Annotated in this window: 17 protein-coding genes; 13 read left to right on the top strand and 4 right to left on the bottom strand. The window is 46.0% G+C overall.

The genetic code is table 11. From position 1 onward, the window contains the following. Positions 1-223: 223 nt before the first annotated feature. Both EC604_RS08550 and EC604_RS08545 read left to right on the top strand, forming a co-directional pair. Positions 224-1,864, top strand: coding sequence for a diguanylate cyclase domain-containing protein (locus EC604_RS08550; RefSeq protein ID WP_123063745.1), 1,641 nt, complete (start codon positions 224-226; stop codon positions 1,862-1,864). 90 nt (positions 1,865-1,954) lie between these two features. Continuing rightward, positions 1,955-2,479, top strand: a complete 525-nt coding sequence (locus EC604_RS08545; protein ID WP_123063744.1) for a hypothetical protein — start codon at positions 1,955-1,957, stop codon at positions 2,477-2,479. A 114-nt stretch (positions 2,480-2,593) separates the two neighbouring features. Here the strand turns inward: EC604_RS08545 and EC604_RS08540 are convergent, their stop codons facing one another. Beyond that, complete coding sequence (locus tag EC604_RS08540; RefSeq protein WP_345789261.1) at positions 2,594-3,442, bottom strand: GGDEF domain-containing protein; 849 nt, start codon at positions 3,440-3,442, stop codon at positions 2,594-2,596. Positions 3,443-3,944: 502 nt separating this feature from the next. Here EC604_RS08540 and EC604_RS08535 point away from each other — a divergent pair. From EC604_RS08535 to EC604_RS08505, 7 genes are all read left to right on the top strand, one after another. Next, complete coding sequence (locus tag EC604_RS08535) at positions 3,945-10,658, top strand: DUF7507 domain-containing protein (protein WP_123063742.1); 6,714 nt, start codon at positions 3,945-3,947, stop codon at positions 10,656-10,658. Continuing rightward, complete coding sequence (locus EC604_RS08530; protein WP_123063741.1) at positions 10,655-12,358, top strand: DUF11 domain-containing protein; 1,704 nt, start codon at positions 10,655-10,657, stop codon at positions 12,356-12,358. Before EC604_RS08535 ends, EC604_RS08530 begins: the two co-directional genes overlap by 4 nt. Positions 12,359-12,517: 159 nt before the next feature. Next, positions 12,518-12,775 (top strand): YolD-like family protein, encoded by a 258-nt coding sequence (locus tag EC604_RS08525; protein ID WP_123063740.1) that lies wholly within the window; start codon positions 12,518-12,520, stop codon positions 12,773-12,775. A 104-nt stretch (positions 12,776-12,879) separates the two neighbouring features. Next, on the top strand, positions 12,880-12,999 hold the full coding sequence (locus EC604_RS08520) for a dihydroorotate dehydrogenase (protein WP_111272660.1): 120 nt from the start codon (positions 12,880-12,882) through the stop codon (positions 12,997-12,999). Positions 13,000-13,165: 166 nt separating this feature from the next. After that, positions 13,166-13,669: a ferritin gene (locus tag EC604_RS08515; RefSeq protein WP_123063739.1), complete on the top strand. Its 504-nt coding sequence runs from the start codon at positions 13,166-13,168 to the stop codon at positions 13,667-13,669. A 448-nt stretch (positions 13,670-14,117) separates the two neighbouring features. Next, a complete protein-coding gene (locus tag EC604_RS08510; RefSeq protein WP_123063738.1) occupies positions 14,118-14,861 on the top strand; it encodes a polysaccharide deacetylase family protein in 744 nt (247 codons plus the stop codon). A 64-nt stretch (positions 14,862-14,925) separates the two neighbouring features. Next, positions 14,926-15,849: a hypothetical protein gene (locus tag EC604_RS08505; protein ID WP_123063737.1), complete on the top strand. Its 924-nt coding sequence runs from the start codon at positions 14,926-14,928 to the stop codon at positions 15,847-15,849. A 172-nt stretch (positions 15,850-16,021) separates the two neighbouring features. Here EC604_RS08505 and EC604_RS08500 read toward each other — a convergent pair whose 3' ends face one another. The 3 genes from EC604_RS08500 to EC604_RS08490 form a co-directional block, all read right to left on the bottom strand. Beyond that, a complete protein-coding gene (locus EC604_RS08500; protein WP_123063736.1) occupies positions 16,022-16,621 on the bottom strand; it encodes a response regulator transcription factor in 600 nt (199 codons plus the stop codon). Then, positions 16,618-17,766, bottom strand: a complete 1,149-nt coding sequence (locus tag EC604_RS08495; RefSeq protein WP_123063811.1) for a sensor histidine kinase — start codon at positions 17,764-17,766, stop codon at positions 16,618-16,620. The genes EC604_RS08500 and EC604_RS08495 overlap by 4 nt, the downstream gene beginning before the upstream one ends. Positions 17,767-17,858: 92 nt before the next feature. Beyond that, positions 17,859-18,917, bottom strand: coding sequence for a fatty acid desaturase (locus EC604_RS08490; RefSeq protein WP_123063735.1), 1,059 nt, complete (start codon positions 18,915-18,917; stop codon positions 17,859-17,861). 413 nt (positions 18,918-19,330) lie between these two features. Here EC604_RS08490 and EC604_RS08485 point away from each other — a divergent pair, with 413 nt between their 5' ends. From EC604_RS08485 to EC604_RS08465, 4 genes are all read left to right on the top strand, one after another. Then, the gene (locus EC604_RS08485; RefSeq protein ID WP_123063734.1) at positions 19,331-20,170 is read left to right on the top strand and encodes a YitT family protein; all 840 of its coding nucleotides are present in this window, start codon (positions 19,331-19,333) and stop codon (positions 20,168-20,170) included. 266 nt (positions 20,171-20,436) lie between these two features. After that, positions 20,437-21,675 carry an ROK family transcriptional regulator gene (locus EC604_RS08475; protein WP_123063732.1) on the top strand — a complete coding sequence of 413 codons (1,239 nt, stop codon included), beginning with the start codon at positions 20,437-20,439 and terminating at the stop codon, positions 21,673-21,675. A gap of 92 nt (positions 21,676-21,767) precedes the next feature. After that, positions 21,768-22,841 carry an ROK family protein gene (locus EC604_RS08470; protein WP_123063731.1) on the top strand — a complete coding sequence of 358 codons (1,074 nt, stop codon included), beginning with the start codon at positions 21,768-21,770 and terminating at the stop codon, positions 22,839-22,841. 78 nt (positions 22,842-22,919) lie between these two features. After that, positions 22,920-24,128 (top strand): MFS transporter, encoded by a 1,209-nt coding sequence (locus EC604_RS08465; RefSeq protein ID WP_123063810.1) that lies wholly within the window; start codon positions 22,920-22,922, stop codon positions 24,126-24,128. The last annotated feature ends 41 nt before the right edge of the window (positions 24,129-24,169 follow it).

Genomic DNA, 24,169 nt, shown 5'->3' with positions numbered 1-24,169 from the left:
TCATAACCCAAGTTTGTATATACAGAATCGTGACTATTCTTTGAATAGAAGAAACTCGGTCGGTTTTGGGTAAATTTTGTATGGGTACATATATAAAAAAAACAATGAAAAATACCGATATAGTTCAAAATAAGTGAGAGCTATTTCTTATCATTTTTTTGCAGCATAGCGCTGTGGATGGGTGGGATTGTAAGAGCGGTTCACCGGATGTGCAGGAGGAATTATGTCATTTAAACTTAGAACGGTGCTCACCGTCATTTTTGCCGGATTATCTCTGTTTGTTATCTTAACCATCGGATATGTTTTCAGCCAAAGATCATTTGATGCGGTGGAGACCGAAATTGGTCACTCTTTAGAAGGTACGGCTTTACAGACAGCGGACAAGCTGGATCGTTTCATGTACTCTCGTTCTGGTGAAATGGATCTTCTAGGCAATATGGCTTCTATGAACGATCGATTTAATCCAGTGGATATCCAAATGCTTCTGGATCAACTGCAAAATAGTTTTCCCTCATTCTCATGGGTTGGATTCATGGACCCGAAGGGAAAAGTGTTAGCAGCGACAGACGGCATTCTTTTAGGGGAAGATTTATCGGAGCGGCCGGTGTATCAGGAAGGAATCAAGGGGAAATTTATTGGGGATGTACATAATGCGTTGCTTCTGGCCAAACTGTTGCCTAATCCATCAGGAGAGCCATTACAATTTGTAGATATCAGCCTCCCGCTTAAAGATAGTCAAGGGCAGATTCGTGGTGTACTAGCAGCACATCTCAGTTGGGCGTGGGCGAAAGAAGTCGAGGCTTCCGTGCTCATTCCGTTACAACGTGAAGAGAAGGATATTGAATTTTTTATTGTGAGCAAAAAAGAGCACACCGTGCTTCTTGGTCCCAAAGAGTGGGTAGGTAAACCACTTGCCTTAGAGGGAATTGGAGAAAAACGGAACAGCAAAAGTATATGGTCTACTCAAAAATGGCCAGATGGCAAGGAATATGTTACCGGCCTAGCTTATAGTCAAGGATATAAAGATTATCCGGGACTTGGCTGGACCATTATCATTCGTCAGGGGAAAACGGCAGCTTTTTCATCCGTTGTTGATCTGAAGTGGTTTAACATCTATGCTGGCATCGTTGTGATGCTATTGTTTGCGCCGATTGGCTGGCTTCTTTCCAGACTAATCTCGGCTCCTCTGGTTCGATTAACCCGTGTTGCAGATCGACTCAGCGCAGGAGAGAATATTGATATCCCGGAGACCAAAGGGTTGAAGGAGATTGAAGCATTGTCACGTTCACTGCGCAATATGGTATCATCAATCATGAATAAAGACTCTGAACTGGTCGTGATGCAGAATCTTGCACATTATGATCAGCTGACCGGATTGAAGAACCGTACGGCCCTGGAAACGTATCTTGAAGAAACGCTGGAAATGGAGAGCGAGGATCATACGTTGACGTTTCTATATCTGGATTTGGACGGGTTTAAAAGTGTTAACGATTCGCTTGGGCATCAAACGGGTGATGTTTTGTTGCAAAAGGTTGCTCAGCGCCTTACAGCACTAAGTCATGAGGACGGTATAACGGTTCGCCTTGGGGGCGATGAATTCCTGATTGTGATTCGCTCAGCTTCGGATAATCCACGGCAGGAAGCGGTCCATTATGCGCAAGATATTATTCAAAGTTTGAACAAACCATTTATTATTGAGTATGAGCGAGTTCATATTGGATGCAGCATTGGAGGAGCGGAGTACCCGACGAATAGTAACAATCCGAGTGAAATTATTCGAATGGCAGATGAAGCACTCTACAGGTCCAAGCGTGCAGGCAAGAACAGAGTTACATTTTATTCGGAGTCGGATAGCGAAGGCTAGGATATAATAGTACTATGAAGTTTAAAGTCACTTGAGGATTCAGGCAGGTGTGGATGGACAGCGATGTAACTGAGAAAGGAGGTGGGGCGCTTGTCTGGAAAATATGCAAACGTACCCTTTGGCTATGAGCCTGCTGAGCCTAGTCGCAAGGGTACATTGATCTTCTACGACTCGTTCGAAAACGTAACGGACGAACAGCTTGAGCGTGCAGCTGCGATTATGAATGCAAGAGCTTTCAAGCAGCTAGTGCTCTACCCATTACATGAAAGCACGGTAAAACGAATGAGCCGGGACGCGGTCCAATCCTTTTACAAGAGAGAGGATCGTCTTCACGAATGGCGCCGTGATCACGCGTCTGCACCAATCCGGGTAGAGGGACTAGAGGGGAAACGAAAAAAGTACACGCCGATTGATACAGCTCTGCGACATATTCAAGCTGAATACCCGTCTCCTCTTTTTCTATATATGACTTTGGAGATGGCCAATCAATGGGCAACCTTTGACTCCTTTATGGATTGGATCAAGGAACTTCGCCTCATTATTGACGGTCAGCCTGAAGAGGTCCATCCAAGGCTGGAACAATATCGCCATCGCTGGGAGTGGGTAGCGGAATAAAGAAAGAAACACGGTTCGAACAGGCAGATTCATATGAAAACAAAAAAAGTTGTGTGGTGGTCCGGTTGACGGTGGTGTACCACACAACTTTTTTAATTACTGTCGCCTCAATTATCATGCTAGAACGAGTGAAGTTACGGTTTTGTTTTTACCGGTACGTTTGGCAGCATACAGGCAAGCATCCACTTCTTCAAACAACGTATCTTTACTCGAATCAAGGTTATATGCTTTGAGGCCGATGCTTACGGTAATGGAAGCGCCCCCAAGTTCCAGATGGCCCATTAGTGAAATTTTTTGCCGGATAAGTTCCACCAGCTCATACGCCTGTTCGAAGGATTGTTCGAATAGTAACAAAGCGAATTCTTCCCCGCCATACCGCGCAGCAATGTCACTAGCTGTGATGCTCTCCTGAATGATCAAGGATACCTTTTCCAAAATAATGTCGCCCACACGGTGACCATAAGTATCATTGATCACTTTAAAATCATCAATATCGATCAGCGCTAAATGCAGACTCATCCCGCGATTGGCATACTCAAATGCCTTCTCATAATAATCCTTAAACGAGCTCTGATTATACAGATTGGTTAACCCGTCTGTCTTAGACTGTTTGGCAATAATGGCATTTCTGACGATAAGGTCTTTCTTGGCGTTCACGCTTGTCTGCAAATCGTCCAGTACCTCGATGCCGGTAGTCACAATGATTTGTGCGACATAGGTGGCCAGAATTAGAAATGCCGGAATGGAAACCATGTCAAAGGAGCTAAGATACGCACGATAAGCCGGGTCGATTAATAGGAGACCATATCCTGCCATTTGCAATGAAAAAATAAACCAAACGCGTTTGCTGTCAAAAAACAGCACAGAGGCAAAGATCGGTAAAAGACATATGGCTGGCATAATTCGAATGTCGTAATTGACATGAATAATGGTCCAGGCAATCGCTGTACTGGTTATGGACATTGTGATGAACGAACAGGAAGGAAATTTTCGATCCATATAACTGGTGAGCAAAATACAAAAGACAGCTAGAATTGTGGGCCAAAACAAAACGTTTACGATGAAATCCAGGGGGGCGCGATTATATTGCAAGAAAAGATAACAACCAATCTGAATAAAGAAATGTACGATAACAATGACCCAATAAGCATGAAGCATTTTACGTAACCAATTGGAATGCTTGATCTCATACTCTCTTGGGATATGCCTGCTATGTTCTGATGAACTGTTCATAAATCACCGCTGACTGCATCAAAATGATACGACAGATTACTCTCGTATAAGTAGATTATAAGATAGAATCGGCAAAACGCAAGGGATAAAATTTTAAACATGATAATATACCTTACATAATAATCCAAACAATATCTAAACTTTCGGACGTGGACATACAAATTCCCTGACGTGGCGTCATAGACTGATAACAGGCTCTGTTGCAGCATTCTCATTTTCCGCTGAAGGGGAGGTGAAATCCATTCCTCTTGTCGTTCGTTCAACTGTCAACGCTACAGGTGCAATTACGTTTACGGGCAATACACTTGGATTAAGCCGTTCTGAGACGGCAGGAGTGCCAGGGACACAAGACAGTATCGGAGGATTTACAACGATTAATACGGCTTCCACTTATGGAACGTACCCGGCAGGTACAACCAGTCTGTACCAAAGCAACAGTTCAGCAGCGATTCTGGTTCTGCCTGCGGGAAGTACTGTTCTTTATGCGGAGTTGATCTGGGGCGGAAGTTATATTAACGGAACGGTTAATCTCAGTTCAGCAATCAATAATCCGGTTACGTTTACCACCCCTGTAGGCACATTCAGTGTTACGCCAGACCCGGTCACATACAACCAGTTTGACCTTGGCAACAATGCAGCGGGATATGTCCGATCGGCTAACGTCACCAGCCTTGTACAAAATGGAGGAGCAGGTACATATGTTACTGGTGGCGTTGTGGGCACGATTGTAATCACCAATGATTCTACAGCCAATCATGCAGGCTGGACGCTGGGCGTTATTTATCAAAATGGAAATCTACCTTTTCGTAACATGTCTTTACGTGCGGGAGGCGTACTGGTTCAAGCTAGTTCGGCACCGGTTGTTACAACGCTTACTGGTTTTGCAACGCCTATCTCTGGAGCTTTGGGGGGCAGAGCGCTGTTCAGTGCGCAGGAGGGGGATGCGAACCGGACAGGAGATCAGGCGTTATTTGGAGCGACATCCGCAACTTCAGTTGCACTGTCCGGGCCAAACAATCTAGCGGCCAATTTTTTTGCGTCACAAATTAATGGGGATACGGGGGCCCTGAATACGACAGGTACCTTTGGAACTCGTAACCAGATCAATGGAGCACCCGGAACCAACATTGTCGGGGGACGTCAGGGCTGGGATATTACAAATGTGGATGTGTCAGCAAGGCTGATCAACAATCAGTCTTCAGCCGTCTTGACACTTACCACATCTGGCGATGCGTACATCGTGAATGGTAACGCCATTCAGGTCGATATTAATGCGCCGCGTATTACTGTCGCGAAGTCATTTACAGCAACGGGCGCAGTTGCCGGAGATACAGTCACGTATACAGCCACCATTACAAATGGTGGCTCTGCTAGTGCAGCCAGTGTGGTTCTGTCGGATACGTTGCCTGCGGGTTTAACATTTGTACCTGGAAGCATTACGGTAGGAGGTGTGCCAAGGCCAACACTGGATGTAACATCAGGTATACCTTTGGGCTCGCTCGCTCTCAATAGTAGTGTTGTCGTCACTTACCGTGCTCAGATTACAAACGATACAAGTATATTGCAACTCGTCAATTCCGCGAATGCCGCATTTACTTTTCAAAGTGTTGCTGGCGGCCCGGTCATCAGTGGGGTTATTCCTTCCAATAATTCAACGCTTCCTGTATATTCACCGAACCTCTCTATCGTAAAATCGGCGAATACCACGAATGCAACGGTAGGCGATCAGGTGACCTATACACTTCAGGTGACGAATGGAGGAAATGTAGGAGCAAGTGTGACGATTGCTGACAATATTCCAGCTGGCAGCTCCTATGTAGCTGGTAGTTTCCGTGTCAACGGAACGGTAGTGGCAGGAGCCAATCCTGCTGCGGGTGTAAATTTGGGTACACTGGCTGCAGGGAGCGTGACAACCATTACGTTTCAAGTGCTGGTGACCAACCTGCCGACACCGCCCATATTGGTTGATCAGGCGACTGCATCGTATTCGTTTACCTCACCAGACGGAAGAACCATCACGGGCTCAGCGGCATCTAACACATTAACCATCCCGGTAACCTTGCCGAATGTGACGGTTCTCAAAACTGCAACGGTTACGGATGTTGCTGTCGGAGAGACCTTCACGTATTCAGTGGTTACGACCAATGGGGGCATACAGCCGATCACGAATGTAATTTTATCAGATAGCCTTCCAACAGGACTTAGCTTTGTCCCTGGAAGTGTCACGGTTCGGGGTACAAGTGTATCGTCTGCTAACCCCGCCAGCGGAATCGCTCTAGGAACATTAAATGCAGCGACCTCAGCTACGGTGACTTTCCAGGTTAGTGTCCAGTCCGTACCAGCGGGAGGATCACTTCTTAACCGGGCCTCTGTGTCTTACAGTTCAGGAGCATTTACAGGCATTTCTAATTCTAATTCAATAACTACACCTGTATATCAGCCTGTCATTAACATTGTGAAATCGGCAAGTCAAACCAATGCAACACAGGGAGATCAGCTTGCTTATACACTCGTTGTCAGCAATACAGGGAATATCGCGGCTCAAGTCAATGTGACAGATACGATCCCGGCTGGCCTTACATTTGTGCCGGATTCAGTAACGGTTAACGGTACAGCTAGACCAGGAACAAGTCCGCTGACGGGTATTACACTGGGGAGCATTTTGCCTGGAGGAAGCGCAACCGTGATATTCCGAGCCACATTGACTACAATCCCTTCTCCACCTGTATTAGAAAATCAGGGGTCTGCTACTTACACATATCAACTTCCAAGTGGCCGAAATCTATCTGGCAGTTCCAGTTCCAATATCGTCCGTATCCCTGCTTCCGCGCCTAATATCACTTTGTCGAAAACAGTAAACACCACAGATGCTACAGTTGGAGATGCTCTCACATATAGGGTTGTCATCACAAATGCTGGTGGGGGTGCTGTACAAAATCTGGTGCTCTCCGACACACCTTCATCCGGCTCCGAATTCATAGCGGGAACGGTTACAGTGAACGGCGTGGTGCAAAGTAATGCCAGTCCTGTTGCAGGTATTGCCTTGGGGACTTTGAGTAATTCCGCCAGTGTAACGGTGACGTATCAGACGAGAATCACAGCCATTCCCACATCCGGTGTGGTGACCAACAGGGCAAGTGCTGCCTTCACTTCAGGCAGCTTTAATGGCGTGTCTTCATCAGTGACAGTGAGCACCCCCGTCTATCAACCGGTCATTCAAGTGCTAAAGTCAGCAAGTACGTCAAGTCTGACCGTGGGAGACACATTCAATTACAATGTTCAAATTACCAACACAGGCAATATCCCGGCAGTCGTTACCCTGACTGATCCGGTTCCTGCAGGAGCCATATTTGTGACCAACAGTGTTTTGATTAATGGAAATCCCGCTCCAGGCGTGAGTCCAAATACGGGAATCAGTCTGGGAACACTGGCTGCTGGAGCGTCCGTGACGCTGTCTTTTCTGTCAACCGTCACAAGTCTGCCCGATCCAAGGCAGTTAATTAATCAGTCCGTTGCCTCATACAGTTATACATTGCCAAGCGGAAGAGTTATTGCTGGCTTTGTTCCATCCAATACAGTGACGATTCCGGTATCTTTGCCTAACGTTAGCATTGTTAAAACGGATAACGCTGATTATGCGGTGTCTGGAGATGTAATCCGTTATAATTCTGTGATTCGAAATAATGGAACCACTGCTGTGAACAACGTCATTTTTATCGATCCGCTGCCTTCGAACACCCCATTTATATCCGGAAGTGTCCTGGTGAACGGCATTGCTTCACCGCTCTCCAATCCGACCGCCGGCATCCCAATCGGTACTTTGGCCCCGGGAGCTGAAGTTACCGTAACTTTTGAGGTGAGGATAACTATGCCGATCCCTTCCCAGATTAACAATCAGTCGACGGTCAGCTTTACTTCCGGCTCTTTCTCGGCTTCATCATCTTCCAATACAACACAGACCCCTGTCATACAACCGCAAATTGCATTAGTCAAAACGGCAAACACCATCAACGCAACCGTGGGAGATACCGTTGTTTATACGATAACGGTGAGCAATACCGGAAATCTGCAAGCGAATGTTACCGTAACGGATCCGATCCCGGCAGCGACAACCTTTGTGCCAAATAGTGTTGTTGTCTCGGGTGTACCACAGCCGGGCGTTACGCCGGGCACGGGCATTCCAGTAGGCATTGTAGCGGCAGGGGCAACAGCCATTGTAACGTTTGCAGTCGTTGTGGATTCTTTGCCATCTCCGCAACAACTTAGCAATTTTGCTTCATCGACGTTTACCTTTACACCACCTGACGGGCGAACGTTGACAGGAACTGCAACGTCCAACACTCTTACCTTTCCGGTCTCATCGCCTAACGTAAGTGTAGTTAAAAGCACAGTATCTACAGCTGCAACCGTGGGTGACACCATTGTTTATTCCGTATTGGTGACTAACAGCGGTATTGCACCTGTAAACAGTGTGCAGTTCTCAGATCCGATTCCGTCTGGGGCTTCATTTGTTCCAGGAACTGTAACGATTAACGGGGTGGCACAACCTGCAGCAAGTCCGTCAGGAGGAATACCGCTAGGGACCCTTGCACCAGGCGGAACGGCAACCGTTACATTTAGTGTCATTGTTAACGGAATTCCTACGAACAATCAATTGAGTAATCGGTCGACCGTTACGTTCACTTCCGGAACATTCTCAGGTACAACGTTCTCCAATACTGTCTTAACCCCGGTATTCCAACCGGTATTAGTTGCTCAGAAAACAGCTAGTACTCAGAATGCCACCGTAGGCGACACGGTCAGTTATACGATTAGTGTGAATAATCAGGGGAATTATGGAGCGCAGATTAACCTGACCGATAATTTGCCAGCAGGCACAGTGCTTGTGCCGAACAGTGTTATCGTCAATGGTCAGCCACTGCCAGCTGCGAGTCCGACAACGGGTATTCCTGCCGGGACGGTTGCAGCCGGAGCGACAACGACCATTACTTTTTCTGTTGTTATAGATACACTTCCAAGCCCGCAACAACTTGTGAATCAGGCTTCCGTTGCTTTATCGTTCACCCTGCCGGATGGGAGAAGTATCAACAGATCCGTGCTCTCTAATGTACTTACAATCCCGGTATCTGCTCCTGACGTAAATGTTGTTAAATCTACCACTTCCACAGCGGCTTCTGTGGGTGATATCGTAACCTACAGCATTGCAGTGACCAACAATGGAATTGCTAATGTCAGCAATGTCATATTTACCGATGCTTTGCCAGCGAGTACAGTACTCGCACCTAGCGGTGTATTTGTGGATGGGGTGCTCCGGCCCAATGCAAATCCTTCTACAGGCATTACTTTGGGTTCCATTGCACCTGGTGCAACCGTAACGGTTGTATTTAGTGTGAGCGTTACAAGTCTGCCTTCACCGGCGGTATTGAACAATCAATCAACAGTAAGTTTTACCTCAGGAGCTTTTTCGGCAACTACGTTCTCCAATACGGTTACTACCCCGGTATATCAGCCTATTTTAGCTGCAGTCAAAACAGGGGATCAAGCCATTGCCACGGTGGGAGATACAGTAATCTATAGCATTGCTGTCACAAATACCGGAAACTATGGTGCTACTGTGACACTGACGGATACCATTCCTGCCGGTACAGAGTTTGTACCGAACAGTGTTGTTATCAATGGTACTTCGGCACCTGGTGTTGATCCCGCTTCTGGAATTTCACTTGGTGTGGTATCCACCACGACCCTCGTCACATTTTCTATCGTCATCACAACGCTGCCATTGAGCCAGTCCATTACAAATCAGGCGTCAGCAACCTTTACGTACACGCTGCCTGATGGAAGAACACTTGGGGGAAGTATAACTTCGAACGCTCTGATTATTCAAGTCTCAGCACCAAATGTCACTGTTGTGAAAACAACAACATCTACAGATGCTGTCGTAGGCGACACCATTGTTTATGAGATGGTCGTGACCAATAGTGGTATAGACCCAGTCAACAATATCGTCCTGACAGATCCGATCGATCCGGCGACCACTTTTGTTACGGGAAGTGTACTGGTTAACGGCATACCTCGTGCTTCGGCGAACCCGGCACTTGGCATTGCACTTGGTACACTAGCTCCTGGGGAGTCGGTTGCGGTATCCTACGCGGTCCGTGTGAACTCGCTTCCGACGCCGCCGCAAGTCAGCAGTCAATCTTCTGTGAGCTTTACATCGGGTGTGTTCTCGGGAGCAGCGTATTCCAATACGATTGTTACTCCAATCTATCAGCCAATTATTACCGTTTCCAAAACAGCAAGCACATCGAACGCTACGGTTGGTGACGACATCGTGTATTCATTTACAATTAACAACAGTGGTAACCTTGTTGCGAATCTTACATTAACAGATAACATTCCAACCGGTGCGGTGCTTCTCCCGAACAGCGTCCTGATCGATGGTGTTCCGCAGCCCGGAGCCAATCCCGAAACGGGTATCGTCGTAGGAAACATTCCTCCTGGTGGCTCTGTAAATGTTACGGTCACCCTGGGCGTTACAGTAGATTCGTTACCTCAAAATCAACAGCTGCGGAACCAAGCTGTCGCGAACTATACATTCAGTCCACCAGACGGGCGTGTATTGTCGGGAACGGTATCGTCCAATGTACTTATCATTCCTGTATCAGCTCCAGATGTAAGTGTTGTCAAGAGCACCAGTGCCATTGATGCTGTTGTTGGAGATGTGATTACGTATACCGTAGTAGTGACGAACAACGGTATAGAAACGGTGAACAACGTGGTCATGGTCGACCCCGTGCCTGTCGGAACTGTATTTGTGCCGGGTAGTGTAGCAGTGAACGGTGTGGCAAGACCAACTGGTAATCCGAATACAGGTATCACGCTAGGTTCTATTGCTGCCGGGGCTTCTACTACCGTTACATTCAATGTAGAGGTTGTGGTGATATGAGCGAAATTCCAGGTACGTTGTCCCACTGGTTAAAGAATCAGTCCCTGGTTCGATTCAGCGCGGGTACGACTGAACTGGAACAGGTGGCTTATTCCAACACCGTCGTGACGCCATGGATCGGTCCCAGGCTCAAGGTAAGCAAACGATGCAATGTATCCACTGCAGCAGTGGGTCAAGCTCTGACTTATCAGATTGAAATTGCGAATACGGGAAACCGCACGGCAATTGTCCGTGTGGTAGACCCGCTCTCTCTGGATACATCTCTTCTGCCGAACAGCGTGCTGAGGGATGGCATCCCACTGCCAGGAGTCTCTCCCACGCAGGGATTGCCTTCGGCAGAAATTGCACCAGGTGAAGTATTGACCTATCACTTTCAAGTCGTTATTGTGCGAGTGCCGGCGAATCTCACGTTATTGAACCAGGCAGAAGTGAATTATGAGTTTGTTACTACAGAAAGCAGAACGGTTAACGGGACGGAGAAGTCCAACATTGTTGAAGTTCGTATCGAAACATCGCGGCTCGAAGTGAGTTTGCAAGTGGATCGAAGCAACACGTTTGCTGGAGATATCTTGATGTACACGGTTCTAGTGAGTAATCCCGGTTTTGTAGCGGCATCAGCTGCTGTGTTAACGGTGACATTCCCACAGGGGATCATCTTTATACCGGCAAGTGTGACGATTAACGATATGTTCGCACCACAAGTCACGCCGGATGCTGGAATTGATCTTGGAGATATCGGGCCAGGAAGTGTGGTTCGAGTGCAGTATCGAGTACAGGTAACAAGTTCGCAAGGGCCGGATCAATTATCAAGTGAAGCTGTCTTGAGATACATGATTGCAGGAAAACAAGAAGTTGTTTCTTCCAATGTGGTCACACTGGTTATTGTTGAACCTCAAATCGCTATAGTCAAAACGGTATCTCCTGCAATAACAATACCAGGAGATACGGCGCAATATCATATCACCGTGTCTAACCAAAGCAATTATGCAGTAGATGCCAAACTACAGGATGTTTTGCCTGCAGCGTTAGTCTTTGTTGAAGGTAGTCTCAGCTGGAATGGCGTCAAACGCCCAGGTGCAAACCCTAATACAGGTATAAACCTGGGCACATTAACTGCCCGCTCCGAGCTACATATTCAATTTGAGGCTCAGGTGGAAAGCGAAACGGGCACATCAAGGTCAGTGATTTCCACGCAGCACAGTTATGTGAATCGCGCCGTATTACTGTACACATTCCGCTTGCCGGATTCTCGTACAGTTCAACGCAGAGTTATATCGAATGAAGCTGTTCTGGAGGTCAGATTGCCAGTCATTCAGGTTCATGTGGAGGTAGTTCCCCCTATTGTTGAGCAGGGAGGCACGGTTACTTTTAACGTAAGTGTCAGTAACACGGGTTCCTTGCCAGCACGCGTGCAACTGGGCAATATCCTGCCTCGGGGCGCTAAATGGGTGGGGCAGGAGGGGGGGCAGATGCAGTTAAATGTCCCGGAATATTCGACTCCAAGGTATCTTCATATCGGTGAGCTCGGCGCAGGATCAGAAAAAGAATTTGCGTACCTTGCGCAGCTGGCTCCTGAACAAATTGGTATTCTGCAAGGAACCTTGACGGCCCTCTACACTTACGAGTGGAACGGACAACGGCGCTCAGGAGAGTCTAGATCAAACGAATACACCATACTGGTCGAAGCTCAAGATGAGTAAGGGATGATGGGACTGAACACAAGTAGAATTTATACGAAGGAACTTACCGAAAAAAGGTGTCATGACATTACACAAACGTAAATGAATGGTATACTAATTGAATATGCACTCGGCAAGCAACCGTGGAATCGGGACGTCGGAGTAGAGGAGGCAGCCGTTTTGGCCAAAGCAAAAGTCGCAAAAAGACCCACACGGGATGAGTTCGAACTGGAGGAATTAGGGAATCAACTTGTGGAGGCTTTTCATGAGCGCTCAGAAGTGTTATTGACCGTCTGGGGTAAGGAGGAGCAAATACAGGGAATTATTGTAAAAATGGATTCTCGTACACGCCTTGTACATGTTGAGCATACGGAAGAAGAATTGACGGCGAAGGTGCCTTTTATGGATATTATGCAGGTACAGTCGCCACGGTACTGATTCAAAATGAAGTCAAACGAATTTTAACAATAGGGCATTCGCCCTGTCAAAGTTTCGTTCTCTGCATAAGATAACCCATACCTGTTGCAGAGGAGGTACAATCAATGAGCGAAGTTGTAGGTGGAGAAACAAGAGGTTACGGCTACGGTGGTTTCACTTCTGTAGGCGCGATTCTCGTTCTGTTCATCCTGTTGGTAATCATCTCCAAAGCGTTCTTGGTATAATCATTTCATTAAAATGATAAAAGAAAGCTCTGCCGTCATGGCAGAGCTTTCTTTTGTTAATTTGTGCCTTGAATCCATCCTTTGACGAATAATGTAGAAAATCGGATGCAAGCTACTTTCGTGTTGTGTTAAAATGAAAACATTCCCACAGAAAGAGGTGTTTTTCATGAGTCAAGAACTGACTGCGTCTTTAAACGAGCAGATGAACTTCGAGTTTTACTCTGCTCATGTATACATGGCGATGGCTGCGTATTGTTCCAGCAAAAGCCTGGATGGATTCGCTAATTTTTTCCTCGTACAAGCGGAAGAAGAACGTTTCCATGGCATGAAAATTTATAAATTCCTAAACGACCGGGGACATCGTGCTACACTGGCTGCGATGCCTGAACCGAAAAACGAATACAACTCCATGCTGGATGTGTTTGAACACGGTTATGCACATGAACAGCAAAACACGAAGAAATTTTATGCGCTGGCGGATATCGCGCTGAATGAGCGTGAACACGCAACAATGTATTTCTTGAAATGGTTCATCGATGAGCAGGTGGAAGAGGAAGCTTTGTTTGATAACATCATTCAGAAGCTGCGTCGCATTGAGAATGACAGCAACGCCTTCTATATGCTAGATGCAGAGTTCGGCAAACGTTCATTCACGGCTCCCGCGGAGTAAGCTGAGCTGAACGTCGAAGCGTATATTCGTAACATTACATACCGTATAGCCTATTACCGCATCCATAGAAGGAGTGCCAGGCCGTTTTATAAAATGGTCAGCGCTCCACTCAGGTTGTGACGCATACGGAAGAAAGCTTGCATTCGTGCAAGCTTTTTTGCTGTGTTCAATCCTATTAAATTCATTATAAGCCTATCAGAATATAGAAATAGGGTAATAGATAATATGTCAACATTGATCTATGGATACAGATGCTAAAGTTGGAGATCAAATCTATCAAAATCGTTTTAATTTTTAAGTTTATCTGACAAAAGTGTAACTCATCCGTAGCCTTTGAAGCGAGAAGAGTGAAAGGTGTCTCTGATACTATTAAAATTAATCGCCAAGGGATACGAGTTAAGAGGATACACACACCCGGGTAAAAACACACACAAGGGAGACTATTATTATGCTACAACTTCGTAAATCATTCGTTGCTACACTTGCTATTTTACTTCTGTTTCCGTTGTTATTGTTGCCACAGTCTGCATCGGCCACAGCGTCATCCGCCGATAAATCAAACGCTAAGGCCAGTACGAAAATTCTATATCTGACTTTTGATGATGGCCCTACAGCACATACCGATCAACTTCTCGATATTTTGGATCAATACAAAGTCAAAGCTACCTTTTTCATGCTTGGGCCTCATATGGAACAATTTCAGAAAGCAACGCAGCGTATTGTAAAAGAAGGACATGGACTTGGATTGCATGGTGTAACCCATGTGCCAAGCAAATTTTACAAAAATGCTTACAGCGGATTGAAGGAAATGCAACAAGCCAATGAAAGCTTGAATAAGGTTGCCGGTGTGAAAACGAGTCTTGTACGCACACCCTATGGCAGTAAGCCTTATTTGAAACCGGCTTATCGTAACGTGCTTCTTGCGCAAGGAGGATTTCATTTGTGGGATTGGAATGTTGACTCACTCGACTGGAAATACAAGAAGGATCATCAGAAAGTATACAACAACGTCATGCAGCAAGTTCACAACATCCATAAAAATGGAACCACACCTGTAGTGCTTATGCATGATCAGGAGGCTACATTGAAAGTATTGCCTCGAGTATTGAAAACATTGAAGGCTGAAGGATATCAATTCGAAATTTTAACCAAGAATGTGCAACCGGTGAATTTCTGGAATGACAAGCGTTGAGAACAGGTTACTAGAAACAAAAAACTAGAAACTGGGCCAGTGCAATCATTAGGAGGTATACATCATGAAAAAACAATCGTTATGGATGACCATTCCGGTGACGACAGCCGTTTTGCTCGCGCTGGCTGGATGCGGAGGACCAGACTCTAATCTGACATCGACGAGTGGGCAACCATCTACAACAGCTGGTAGTGAGCAAACGCAGTCTGGAAGCGGGAACTCCGCTTCTTCCGATACTGGAGAGAAGGGCACGAAAACGAACACAGCTTCCAATGATTCTTCTGTTTCAACGGGCAAAAAGGGCACAGCTACTTCAAACACCAGTGGAAGTACAACTCGTTCAGAGTTATCCGATGTTGATGAAGTGATAAAGGCTGTTCGTAGTGAGTTGAAGAATCAGGATGTGTCACTTCCGACAACCTTCTCATTACCTAAGGGTCAGTATTTAGGCGCAGCCATTACAACAAATACGGTAGATGCTACACATGTAAACTTCTATACAGGACACAAACCAATGGCATTAAATGATCCCTCATTTACGAATTCAAACAGTAAAATGCCCTGGTTAGCCAGTTATGAAGTGAAAACCTATGAGAATCCGAATCAAACGGACCTATTCCCCGAAACGGATGTGCAAAACATACCGAAGGATATGAGTATTGATTTGGGACACGGTATCAAAGGTATGGTGGAAGGTGCCGCAGGGAGTCAGTATCTGACATGGCAAGAGGGAAGGTGGACATTGCAGATTCGGTCCGTTTCCGAGGATCGGATGGACAATCCGGCGATTGCGAAGAAAATGGTTGAGTATCTGGAGTCACATACGCTGCCGGCTCCCAAAGACAAAGGATTTGTAGACGTGCAGTATGCTAGTGGCGGAAAAAGCGTACGTGTTACGATTTCATGGCAAGACGGCAAACAAATTCATCAGTTGAAAACAGACCAAGTTCCACTGGATGCGCTTCGCATGGTTGTATCGGTAAAATAATGGGTTATTGTATGGATGTTTCTTCTTGAACACATTAAACCGTCAGACTAAAGGCAAATAACCAAAAAAGCTTGGCACAAGGGGAACTCTCTTGAGCCGAGCTTTTTGGTTATTGCGTTTCTTATGCAAGGTAATGGGAACCGTTTATCTTTTGCATCCATTACCGGCTCTTTCACTTAAACCACCCTTTTTCTTTGGAACGGGTGATCGCTTCAATGCGGTTACTTGCATTCAATTTGTTAAGAATAATCGAGATGTAATTCCGAACAGTGCCCGTTGTGATAAACAAATGTCCGGCAATTTCCTTCGTGTTTTTCCCGTCAGCCATGAGGCCAAGTACAGCGTGTTCGCGTTCGGTTAATGGATTTTCCTCTACATAAGCTTCATCCACCAAATCAGGAGCGAAGATGCGTCTGCCATTCATGACTTGACGAATCGCCTCGGCGAGCTCTTCAATGGGACTGTCCTTAAGCAAATAGCCGCGAACACCGCCTTTTAGCGCGCGTTCAAAATAACCGGTTCTGGCAAACGTGGTGAGAATAATGACTTTGCAGTTCATGCCTCTAAGTTCCTCGGCAGCCTCTAGTCCACTCTTAACAGGCATTTCGATATCCATTAAACAGATATCAGGAGCATGTTGATGTACGAGTGCAAGAGCTTCCTGACCATTGCTTGCTTGTCCAACAACCTCCATATCTTCCTCCAGATTAAGTAGCGAAGATAATGCGCCGAGCATCATGCGCTGATCTTCGGCAATGACGATTCTGATCATTCTTCTGCCTCCTTTATCGGTTTGCGTACCAGCTTGGGCACATGGATGATAAGCGATGTGCCTTGGGTTCCTGCACCCGACCGAATGTCCATGCAGCCATTCACAAATTCCAGTCGTTCTTTCATGCCGAGAATGCCCGTTCCGCGTCGATCCTGCTTGCGGGTGCGTTCCATGCCTATCCCATTATCGTTAACGGTTAAGACATTGTGAGAAGGGGTTTCCTCAATTTCAATAATACACCTCGTAGCCTGACTGTGTTTGACTATATTGGTCACCGCTTCCTTTAAACACATCCCGAGCACATTTTCATTCAATTGAGAGGTGTCCTGCAGCTTGGGGTTGCCTTGTAAAATAAATTCAATGGAAGCGGCTTTCAGAATTTGCTCCGCCCGGAACATCTCATCTACAAGTTGAGTTCCACGCATCGTTGTAACCATCTCGCGAACTTCCTTCAAGGCTGTGCTTGCTGTCTGTCTAAGTTCATTCAGTTCAATGATGGCTTGATCCGGATTTTTGCGGAGCAAGCGCTTGGCCAGATCGGTTTTGAGACCGATCAGCGAGAGCTTTTGGCCAAGCGTATCGTGCAAGTCGCGTGCAATCCGTTGACGCTCTTCCATTTTCACCAGATCATCCAGCCGTTTGTTCGCACTTTCCAGCTGGCCCTCTAGCTGCTCACGCTTGTTTTTATTGTATGTGCTAATCGGCAGAAGGATCGAGGCCATGAGACTGATAAAAACGAAAGGAAATTGGCTGAGAAGCAATGAGCTTTGATTAATGAAGCCATAATTGACCGTCAGGAAGCTTGCACCGAGATTTACCGAGTAAAGGGTGAAAAATCCGGCTTTATTTTTAATATTGCCAATAAAAAAAGCGAGAAACAATGAGAAATAGGCATAATCGTAAGCGATCGTCATCGTAATGGATATGGCAATCAGTAGTCCAATCCACATGTAGACCTGCCAGCCCTTGGTGATGAAGGCCAGTAGATAACAGACGAAAAAAACAAGAATAATGATAATACCGGTCACCATTGTCCACAATTGCGAATATTGAGAGATGTAATAGAAGGGCAGAATGAAAAAAACAAGCCATACATATGGATTCAACCCTGTATTTTTATAAAATAGTTGCGACCACTTCTGAATGTCATTCTCCTCCTTGAAAAAGGTGTTACTGGACTTTAGCCTGACTGTAGCATGACTGCCGTCCGAATACAAGAAAACGAATCCGACAGAGCCTAAGGCTTCTCTGTCAGACCCGCTTGATTGGTCACCCGAATGGGATTCGGAATATATTTTTTGCGTGATGCTTTTTTCAGCTCTTTAAAGCTGATGAATTGTTTGTGTTCTTCATCCCACAGTCGGAAGCGGAGCGCAACCAGACTGGAACGCAGTGTGATCGTTGTGGCCTTCTGCAAAGGCGGTGTTGAGTTATGCGCTTCTTCCAGATAATAGTTCGGTACACGCGGGCTCAAGTGATGCACATGATGGAATCCAATATTTCCGCTAATCCATTGCAACAACTTCGGTAACTTGTAATAAGAGCTTCCTTCTACCGCAGCTTTGACATAACTCCATTCATCTTCATGCTCGAAATATGTCTCTTCAAACTGGTGCTGTACGTAGAACAGCCAGATGCCGAAGAAACCGGAGAAGAAAAATATAGGTGCTTGCACCATGACAAACGCTTGCCATCCAATCAGCCAGCACATAAAGCTATACAGCGCAATGATTAGAACAGTCGTTAAATGGGTATTAATTCTTTCCTTGCGTCTTGCTGCTTTGCGGTTAAAACGATAGGCAATCAGAAACACATAGATCGGTCCAATGCCAAACATGATTACGGGGTTACGATAAACCCGGTAGAAAAGACGCATCCAAGGTGTCGCAGACTTGTATTCATCCACAGTCATTACCCAGATGTCACCTACACCACGTTTGTCGAGATTTCCACTTGTTGCATGGTGAATGGAGTGCTCGGCTTTCCATTGCTGGTAGGGAGTCAGGGTCAATACGCCCGTGATGGTGCCAAGAATATCGTTAGCCCGTTTGCTTTTGAAGAATGAGCCATGACAGCAGTCATGAAAAATAATAAACGTTCGAAGCACGAATCCTGATGCCACGAGTGCAATAGGGAACGTAAGCCAGTACGAGATGGATAAGCTGTAATATGCAGCTGCCCATAATAAAAAGAGCGGGAGTAATGTATTGATTAATTGACGAATGCTAAGTTTGAGATCGTTTTTTTCAAAAGGTGTAACTTCTTTTTTTAGCGCCATTTCTTTGCTTCTACTCATGCATGTTCCTCCTTATGCGTACAAACGATAGTGGTTTGTACCCTGCCGATTCCCGATAATCCTCTTTTGGGAAGCGTTTTTATCATTGTAAAAGAATGCGTGCATGATGGTAAGTCATAAATGTCAGACTGCTGTAATGACAAATATCAAGTATGGACCATGACATTTGTCATGGTCCGTTTCCGTTTTGCATGATACAGAGCGCGAAAAGATGGCGTTTTCAAATTTCCTTTGCACAAATGACGCAACAATTTGTATTATGTATACAAATTTTACGAAGAGCATGGTAGAATCTATCCTGGAGTGTATTGATTTTAGAAGGTCTAGATGAAACTAGATGAAGCATGATTTGATTTTAAAAAGGTCTAGATAAGGTATGTTATTATTTTTGGATGGATTGGATGGAGCGCTGAATGAAAAAAAGAATTACGGATATGTTCTTTCTTATGGCTGGTGCGTTTCTGTTTGCGCTGGCGGTAAACTTGTTTGTCATCCCCAATGATCTGGCAGAGGGTGGCGTGACAGGGATCACGATTATTTTGTATTATCTGTTTCACTGGTCTCCCGGACTGATGAACCTGATCCTCAACGGTATTCTATTACTCGTAGGTTATAAGTTCCTGGATCGAACCACGACCGTATATACGATTATTGCAGTTATCTTTAACTCGCTTTTCCTGCACCTGACAGAAAGCTGGAGTATTGCATCAGATGAGCTGTGGGTTAATACCATATTTGCAGGTGTATTTGCAGGTCTCGGGATAGGTTTAATTGTTAAAGTAGGAGGAACAACGGCGGGCACGGTCATTCTGGCACGGCTTGCGAACAAATATCTAGACTGGAATATCAGCTACGGATTGCTTTTCTTTGATCTGATTGTGGCATTCTCTTCTTACTTTATTATTGGGCCACAGGGCTTGATGTGTACGATTGTGTTGCTGTTTGTTGGAACCAAAACGATGGAGTTTATTATTGAGGGACTGAATCCGAAAAAGGCAGTTATGATTATCTCATCAAAGCAAGATGAGATTGCAAAGCAGGTCATTGAGAAGATGGATCGTGGAGTTACGGTTCTGTCCGGCCACGGTTATTATACGAAGAATCCGAAAGAGATTTTGTATATTGTGATCAGCAAGCAAGAAGTGCCGATGCTTAAGAAAATTGTACGTGCAGAGGATGATATTGCATTTATCACCATTCATGACGTACGCGATGTATTCGGGGAAGGGTTTATTGAGCTTTCGAAGTCATAATATATTCTATTGTACAGGTTCGAGCGTGATCAGGACGAAGTGGGGAAACCATTCCCATTTGGTCCTTTTTGCGTTGTGGAATGAAATTGCCTTCGATAATAAATAGAAGCTTTTCGGCTATTTTTTCCTGATTTAACATGATTGTAGCAGATGTCATTTTCATGAGATGTATCGGCAGAAAATATGCTGTACACACTCCAAAGTGGATGATATATTGAATTTAATTCGTTAAGAAACCTAACTAACTATGAAGTGGAGGTGATAAAATGGCTGGCACACCGCAATATATCCGCAATCTGAACGAAAACTTGATTATGGATGCCCTTATTACACAAGGCACCATGTCGAGAGCGGATATCAGCCGTCGAACAGGACTTAGCAAACCGACAGTATCATCTGCGGTAGAGCACCTGATTGAGCGTAATCTGGTGAAGGAGACAGGCAGAGCTGATAACGCCCAAGGGCGCAAGGCCACGTTAATTCAATTTAATGAAACGGCTTATTATGTCTGCGGTGTTGATATCGGGGCTACACGAATTCGAATTGCCTTGTCTGACCTGAACGGGCAAATCGTTGCCTATGCTGTCTATCCGCCAATGGAGCGAAATCAGTACGTAAAGTCCAACGCAGCAATCGTAAAGTCCTCTGGAGAGGTTAAAGTCGAGGAAGAGCATGTAACAACAGTCCCCTCTGACGTGCCTGTACTTCGTGTGTTACACAGTTATGTGGATCAGCTGCTTCAGGAGAACCGCCTTCAGTGGAGTGATCTTCGCTGCATCGGGTTTGGGATTCCAGGTGTTGTTTTGCCTGTCTCAGGCAAGATTAGCCGTATTGTTGACCCGCTTGCAGACATGGAGCAGGACTTCTCCCGTGATGCTTTAGCTCGTGCTTTTCCATGTGATATTATGCTGGACAATGATGTGAATCTCGCAGCGCTCGGGGAATACAGGAAGGGGGCTGCAAAGGACTCGCCCCTGTTCATATTTTTCTCCATTGGGGCGGGGACGGGTGCAGGGATCATGGTTCAGGGGCATTTGCTGCATGGGTTGGGGGGGCTAACTGGTGAAGTTGCAGAGATGCGGATGCAGGATGGCCGCCGTCTGGAGGATGTGTTGTCGGCTGATGGGCTGATGCAACTAGCGAAGCGACATTGCTTAAACGACCCTTTGAGTTCAGACATGCAACCTGAGCTTATCTTCGAAGCGACACGAAATGGAGAGGTTTGGGCTATCGAGATTATAAAAGAGTACAGTCAGATGATCGCTTGGGCGCTGCGTCAGATGAGTACGTTGCTCGCTCCTGAATTAATCGTGCTTGGAGGCGGCATTGGTGGAAATGGCGATGTATTGTTGCCTTTGCTAAGGAACGCTGTTGACGAGCAATTTCCGGTGCAGCCACAGCTGATATGTTCGGATCTAGGAGAACGAGCGGTCGTTACAGGGGCCGTGCAAGTGGCTTTGCAGCATACATTGATGAAGCTTAAACAAGGAACACTTGAAGAGTAGAAGAGTAAAAGAGTAGAAGCCAAGGGGATTGAAAGTTATTGAATCCTTTTACTACAAATAATAAAGAACAGATCTGCCAAGGAGGACGTGTAATGACAGAAACAGTTCAGGGCAACGCGGCAAGTCAGCACACAGAGCACCAAAGTAACATGAAGCATGCACAGCTTGAAGGGTTCGACACGAAAGGTTCATGGGTTGCCGGTGTTGACATTGGAGGTACCAAAATACTGATGTTGTTATCCCATCAGAACAGTGGTGGAGAAGTTCATGAGCGAAGATTGCCAACGCAATCCGCGGAGCAGCCGGAACTATTTTTCCAGTGGTTATTCGCGGAATTAAAAACGTTCAGTGCAGAAGTTGGATGTGATTGGGATCAACTCGCGGGTGTGGGGCTAGGTTTCCCGGGTGTTATTTTGCAAGATGAAGCTGTGCTTCGGAACGCTCCCGCATTTCAGTGGCCCGAAGAAGATATTCGGCCGATCATCGCCAAGTATTACAGTGGAAAGATCGTTCTGGATAACGATGTGAACATGGCGGCCATGGGAGAAGTGGATCAGGGGGCAGCCAAAGGACATCGTCATAGTGTAATGGTAACTGTGGGTACAGGCATTGGCGCTGCGCTCGTTCTAAATGGAGAATTGCACAGTGGACAGCACGGGGCGGCCGGTGAGATTGGACATTTTATCACCGGTGATGAGGGACTAAATTCCGAATATGTAGCAGATGGTGATGCCTTCGGTGTGTTTGAACAAGTGACGTCTGGTACAGGCATTACAGAGCGGGCGAGACATTATTTTAAATCGGGTAAGGGAAGTGAACTATCTCTGATCTGGAGTTTGGCCGGAGGTGAAGTGGAACAGATTGAAGCAAGACATGTGTTCAGAGCGGCTGAGTCAGGCGATGTAGCTGCACTTGAAATTCTGGAACTGCCTATGCGTTATATGGCAAGAGGACTCGCGAATATTACGGCGCTGCTGAATCCTTCGATTATCGTACTCGGCGGCGGAGTAGCTGCATCCAATCCAACCTATTATCTGAATGAAGTTCAGGCCAGACTCAAACGTTATGTTGTGCTCCCGGTTCAAGTGGTCATTGCTGAGCTTGGCAATAAAGCAGGGGCAATCGGGGCGCTCGCTTCCATTAGACGTCACCTTGAACGTATATAGAGGCTAGAGTAATAGGAGTAAACCATACACAGAGACTACAGAAATAAAAGGATGGAGATCCGGATGAGTGATAGACATATGACGGCTAATACAAAAAAAACAAAAGCCGAATTCAATGAAGCAAAAGCTGTATTAATTAAATTGCAGGGTTTATATCTGTTTATGGGACTTGCCGGAGGCATATTTAACCCTTACATCAATCCGATTTTGGTTGCTCAGGGTTTTTCGAGTAAGGATACTGGATTCATCATGGCATTCGGAACATTAATATCCATCATTCTCCAGCCTGTCTGGGGGATTCTGGTGGATAAATTCAAAAAGACACGCCTTGTATTGGTGGTCAGCCTGCTTGTTCCGGCGGCGTTAGCGTATTTTTATAATATTCAGGTATACATTATTTTAATTTTGATCTATACTTTATGCACTATATTTCAAGTGACACAGATACCTGTAGCTGACTCCTATGCGGTAACGGCAGCAAGAGCGGCGAATACCTCTTACGGTATGATTCGGCTGTTCGGAAGCCTGGGGACAGGGCTTGGCGGATTCGCTGCAGGGATGTATCTCTCCCAGTTTTCCATTCATATGTTATGGTTGCCCTTTCTGCTTTTTAACATCTTGAGCGCGATACTGGCGGGCACACTCCCCAAGCAGACGAGCATTTCCTCGTCCTCGGTAACTTTCTCCGTAGGTTTGGCAAGATTACTTCGAAATCGCACGTTCCTTCTCTTTCTCACGGGTTGTTTTCTGGTGAATCAGACACTCACAGCATTTAACTCCTTTTTTGTTATTTCATTTCAGATGGCTGGTGGCTCGGTTGCCTTGACGGGTACAGCTCTTTTGATCGCTTCCATCACTAATGTACCCTCCATGCTGGTAGCCGCTTATGTGTTACGCAGGTGGGGGCATGAACGAACCATGTTGCTGGCGGCGGGAGCTTACATGTTGCGTTGGGGAATTCAATGGTTGTGGCCGAGTCCCGAAGTGATGATTGGTGTTCAGGTGTTGCACGGATTGTCGTTCGGATTTTTCTATATCGCGGCAGTGGAATATGTAGCGTCTGTTACTGGACGTGAAATGCAGGCGACAGGTCAAAGCTTATTTAACATGGTGTTTGCAGGACTCGGAGGCATTGTGGGGAATATGCTTAACGGCTACTTACTGGATACAGGCGGTCCGTCAATGATGTATCTGGCTTGTACGATCAGTGCGGCAATGGGGGCAATCATTCTGTACATCGTCAGCCGACAAGCCAAGGAACAGAGAAGAGCCTACCCGTTAGCGTAGAAACAAGTGTAGAAATAGACTATAAATAAACTACAGATAGA

Source organism: Paenibacillus amylolyticus (genome assembly GCF_003719335.1).
Lineage (GTDB): Bacteria > Bacillota > Bacilli > Paenibacillales > Paenibacillaceae > Paenibacillus > Paenibacillus amylolyticus_D.
This window is presented reverse-complemented; position numbering and strand designations above follow the sequence as displayed.

Excerpts from the sequence above, each read along its gene's own strand:
- EC604_RS08470 (WP_123063731.1), top strand. The coding sequence starts at position 21,768 with ATGACAGAAACAGTTCAGGGCAACGCGGCAAGTCAGCACACAGAGCAC.
- EC604_RS08465 (WP_123063810.1), top strand. The coding sequence starts at position 22,920 with ATGACGGCTAATACAAAAAAAACAAAAGCCGAATTCAATGAAGCAAAA.
- EC604_RS08490 (WP_123063735.1), bottom strand. The coding sequence starts at position 18,917 with ATGAGTAGAAGCAAAGAAATGGCGCTAAAAAAAGAAGTTACACCTTTT.
- EC604_RS08500 (WP_123063736.1), bottom strand. The coding sequence starts at position 16,621 with ATGATCAGAATCGTCATTGCCGAAGATCAGCGCATGATGCTCGGCGCA.
- EC604_RS08485 (WP_123063734.1), top strand. The coding sequence starts at position 19,331 with ATGAAAAAAAGAATTACGGATATGTTCTTTCTTATGGCTGGTGCGTTT.
- EC604_RS08540 (WP_345789261.1), bottom strand. The coding sequence starts at position 3,442 with ATGTCCATAACCAGTACAGCGATTGCCTGGACCATTATTCATGTCAAT.
- EC604_RS08475 (WP_123063732.1), top strand. The coding sequence starts at position 20,437 with ATGGCTGGCACACCGCAATATATCCGCAATCTGAACGAAAACTTGATT.
- EC604_RS08550 (WP_123063745.1), top strand. The coding sequence starts at position 224 with ATGTCATTTAAACTTAGAACGGTGCTCACCGTCATTTTTGCCGGATTA.
- EC604_RS08530 (WP_123063741.1), top strand. The coding sequence starts at position 10,655 with ATGAGCGAAATTCCAGGTACGTTGTCCCACTGGTTAAAGAATCAGTCC.
- EC604_RS08510 (WP_123063738.1), top strand. The coding sequence starts at position 14,118 with ATGCTACAACTTCGTAAATCATTCGTTGCTACACTTGCTATTTTACTT.
- EC604_RS08515 (WP_123063739.1), top strand. The coding sequence starts at position 13,166 with ATGAGTCAAGAACTGACTGCGTCTTTAAACGAGCAGATGAACTTCGAG.
- EC604_RS08505 (WP_123063737.1), top strand. The coding sequence starts at position 14,926 with ATGAAAAAACAATCGTTATGGATGACCATTCCGGTGACGACAGCCGTT.
- EC604_RS08520 (WP_111272660.1), top strand. The coding sequence starts at position 12,880 with ATGAGCGAAGTTGTAGGTGGAGAAACAAGAGGTTACGGCTACGGTGGT.